This window comes from Paenibacillus chondroitinus NBRC 15376 (assembly GCF_004000765.1).
GTDB classification, from domain to species: domain Bacteria; phylum Bacillota; class Bacilli; order Paenibacillales; family NBRC-103111; genus Paenibacillus_E; species Paenibacillus_E chondroitinus.
In genome coordinates, this window is the sequence record NZ_BILW01000097.1 from 1 (window position 1) to 3296 (window position 3296).

Consider the following 3296-nt stretch of genomic DNA (forward strand, 5'->3'; position numbering starts at 1 on the left):
CCATTTTTTATGAAGTTTGAGTCATTAGCTCAGTTGGTAGAGCACCTGACTTTTAATCAGGGTGTCGTAGGTTCGAATCCTACATGACTCAGTTTTTTTTATTTTATGCGGTCATGGCGGAATTGGCAGACGCGCACGGTTCAGGTCCGTGTGGGCTAACCCCCCGTGGAGGTTCGAGTCCTCTTGACCGCATCACCAAGAGCTTTCTTAATTCCTTTTATAGGAGCTAAGGAAGTTCTTTTTTTGTATATCCATTTCTAAATTTCTGTTGACATTGATTATTATTATCACTAATATCAAGTTATGGGCGGTAGATATGAGCGGTGGAGGTTATGACATGAAAACGATTAAATACTGCTGCAGAAATGAGAAATTCGGTTCCAAACAAATATATAAGTCATTGAAAAATGAATACCCTGATCTGAAGCAAAAGAAGAAGGATTGCCTAGGAAACTGTAAGCATTGCAAGAAAGAGTGCATCGCGATGATCGGCAAAAAGGACTTGGTTTGCGCCGCTTCACCTGACTTACTGTATGCTCAGCTCAAGCAGATTATTGCTGAATCCAGGGCTGAAACCGTAATGGCCTAAGTACATAACCTTTGTAAAATTTATGACTTCCGTTTGTATTTGTATATGAAGTTCTGGTAATCTTGTATGTATGGGGATTTGCAAAAAATAACCATACAGAAAGGATGTGCAGCACATCATGTTAAAAGATGAACTAACGGAAGCGCTCAATGAGCAGATGAACTATGAATTTTACTCCGCGCACGTCTATTTGGCCATAGCCGGTTATTGTGCAGCAGAAAGCTTGGATGGGTTCTCGAACTTTTTTATCGTTCAAGCGGAAGAAGAGAAATTTCATGCCATGAAGATTTTCAAATTTATTAATGATCGCGGGAAAAAGGTTGCTTTCGCCGGCATGGATACGCCAGTGAATGAGTACGAATCGATCCTCGACGCTTTTGAGCATGCATACAAGCATGAGCAGGAAGTGACAAGACGTATTTACCATCTGTCTGATTTGGCTCTCAACGATCGTGAGCATGCGACGATGCAATTCCTCAAATGGTTTATTGATGAGCAGGTAGAGGAAGAAGCGATGTTCGACAGCATTATTAACAAGTTGAAACGGATCGACAAAGATAGCAACGCCTTCTTCATGTTGGATGCGGAATTTGCACAACGCACGTTCACTCCACCAACCGGGGAATAATTACATACGATACTAACGAAGACCAAAACTTACTTTTTCGCCGTTTACAGCGAAGGGTAGGTTTTTTCTATGTTTACTGACGCATAGCTGTCAGGGTTTATTTTATATACTGAAAGAAAAAAAGGAAGTGGCGCATGGAAAAGTTAGATTTAGCCAAAGTCTACAAATCCTATTACACAGCTCCGACGAAACCACAGCTAATGGAATTTGGACCTGTTTGGTATGTGACCATCCAAGGAACTGGGGACCCGAATGGAGATGTCTTCGCACAAGCGACTGAAGCGCTCTACACGCTTTCTTACAGCATTAAGGGCATCTATAAGATGGAGGAGAAAGACTTCACTGTGGCCAAGCTGGAGGGCTTGTGGTGGGTAGATGGAGATAGCCGGAAGGCACTCGAGGTGCCGAGGGAGCAGTGGCGTTGGAAACTTTTGATCAGGATGCCCGATTATGTTACAGCAGAGAAGGTAGAGGAAGCCCGAGTTAAAGCTTTAGGCAAGAAAAAGGAGCTGGAGCTGCTTTCGGATATTGTATTTGAAACCTTGTATGAAGGAAGCTGTGTCCAGATGCTGCATATGGGTCCGTATGCTTCTGAGCCCGAAACGCTAAGCCAAATGTATGAATTTATGGAGACAAGCCATTTAAGCATCAGCGGCCTCCATCATGAAATTTATTTATCTGACCCGAGGAAGATTGATCCTTTGAAAATGAGAACGATTTTGCGTTACCCTGTTAAGGCGGCAGGAGTGGTGAAGGGCTGATTTTTGCTGTAAAATAGAAGAAAATGTCGAGCTGTTGGGAGGGAAGGCGATGCGGACACGGCATATATCTGTTATTGGTCATGTGATCGGCGTGCTAGTGATTTGGATAGGGCTTATGTACCCTACTTCTGCAGCCCAAGCCTCCTGGCTCGATAGGGTGAAAGATATCTATCAACTGCCTGAGAATGTGGAGCAAATTCAGAAAGATTACGAGGCAACGAAACAGCAATTAGAGGAGCAAAAGGACAAGCTCTCGGAAACGATCCGGCATTCGCAGGAAACCGAGGAAAAGCTCCTTCAACAAAACGAAGCGCTTCAGAAAGAAAATGAACGCCTGCAAGAGCGCTTAAAGGCCATGGAGCAGGTTGCAATAGAGAAAGAAAACCGGAGTCGGAAGATAACAAATATGGTTATCGCGGTGGTTGTGCTTGTAGTGTTGTATTTTGTACTTGGAAGGGTGTTCCGGTATGTGGTCTGGCGGAGGCAGAAGCGTCAAATGAGATAGGAGGCCTGAGAGGTGTGGAAGTTACTTTCGAACATGCAAGCTCACACGCAAAAATGGCCACACTGCGCATCGAGAAGGACGAATCGATTCATGTGCTGCATCCGAACCAAATCGTAGCTTTTCAAGGGAAGTCTGAGCAAAGAGAGGACTCTTTGATGAAGCTGCCCAGCATGTACCGCAAAAAACGTCTGATTCAATCGCGCGTGTATGGTCCTGCTCAGCTTATGCTAGGTTTGCCAGAAGGTTATAGCATGTCTGTGGTGCCTATTGGTGAAGAGGATGATCTTTTGTATGAGTTCCGGCATGTTCTGTTTTATACCGGCGGTGTCAGTTTTACTTCACACTTACAAAATGTTAAAAATACACTGATCACGCAAGATCTCGTGAAAATGCAGTTCAAAGGACCGGGAACGCTGGGGCTTTTGACCGCTGGGCCCTTGTATCAGATGGCTTTGGATCCGAAGCAGCCTTTATATGTGGATATTCATTGTCTAATTGCGTATCCTCGGAATGCCGTACTGCGTCTTTGTGTATATGGCAATACATTAGCGAGCCAGCATATGAATTATCATTGGGAAATGACAGGGCAAGGACATGTGCTGCTGCAGCCATGCAAGCCGGATCGCAAGTTGGATGAGCATATGAAAAACGATAGTTTATTGCGGCGAATTGCAAGGGAAGTGCTGCCTTTTGGCGGTATTTTTATAAAATAAGCGATTGGTAACAAAAAACATTTGCATTTGTTCTGAAATCCTGATATATTATTCCTTGTCGCCTCTGAGAAAGAATTCAAGTGACAAGCAACACATACCG

5 protein-coding genes and 2 tRNA genes are annotated in these 3296 nt (G+C 44.1%); all 7 read left to right on the forward strand.

The window, feature by feature from the left end; translation table 11 throughout:
- Positions 1 to 18 precede the first annotated feature (18 nt).
- The 7 genes from PCH02S_RS35380 (at position 19) to PCH02S_RS35410 (ending at position 3196) form a co-directional block, all read left to right on the forward strand.
- Positions 19 to 91, forward strand: a tRNA-Lys gene (locus PCH02S_RS35380).
- 16 nt (positions 92 to 107) lie between these two features.
- Positions 108 to 192: transfer RNA gene (locus PCH02S_RS35385), tRNA-Leu, on the forward strand.
- 145 nt (positions 193 to 337) lie between these two features.
- Complete coding sequence (locus tag PCH02S_RS35390; RefSeq protein WP_127458787.1) at positions 338 to 589, forward strand: DUF1450 domain-containing protein; 252 nt, start codon at positions 338 to 340, stop codon at positions 587 to 589.
- A gap of 118 nt (positions 590 to 707) precedes the next feature.
- A complete protein-coding gene (locus PCH02S_RS35395; RefSeq protein WP_127458788.1) occupies positions 708 to 1217 on the forward strand; it encodes a ferritin in 510 nt (169 codons plus the stop codon).
- A gap of 134 nt (positions 1218 to 1351) precedes the next feature.
- Positions 1352 to 1978, forward strand: coding sequence for a GyrI-like domain-containing protein (locus PCH02S_RS35400; protein WP_127458789.1), 627 nt, complete (start codon positions 1352 to 1354; stop codon positions 1976 to 1978).
- Between the two features lie 49 nt (positions 1979 to 2027).
- Positions 2028 to 2483 (forward strand): amidohydrolase family protein, encoded by a 456-nt coding sequence (locus PCH02S_RS35405; protein ID WP_127458790.1) that lies wholly within the window; start codon positions 2028 to 2030, stop codon positions 2481 to 2483.
- 14 nt (positions 2484 to 2497) lie between these two features.
- Positions 2498 to 3196 carry an AIM24 family protein gene (locus PCH02S_RS35410; RefSeq protein WP_246069436.1) on the forward strand — a complete coding sequence of 233 codons (699 nt, stop codon included), beginning with the start codon at positions 2498 to 2500 and terminating at the stop codon, positions 3194 to 3196.
- Positions 3197 to 3296: the final 100 nt, after the last annotated feature.

Coding starts and splice junctions, on each gene's coding strand:
- PCH02S_RS35405 (WP_127458790.1), top strand. CDS start 2,028: ATGCGGACACGGCATATATCTGTTATTGGTCATGTGATCGGCGTGCTA.
- PCH02S_RS35390 (WP_127458787.1), top strand. CDS start 338: ATGAAAACGATTAAATACTGCTGCAGAAATGAGAAATTCGGTTCCAAA.
- PCH02S_RS35400 (WP_127458789.1), top strand. CDS start 1,352: ATGGAAAAGTTAGATTTAGCCAAAGTCTACAAATCCTATTACACAGCT.
- PCH02S_RS35395 (WP_127458788.1), top strand. CDS start 708: ATGTTAAAAGATGAACTAACGGAAGCGCTCAATGAGCAGATGAACTAT.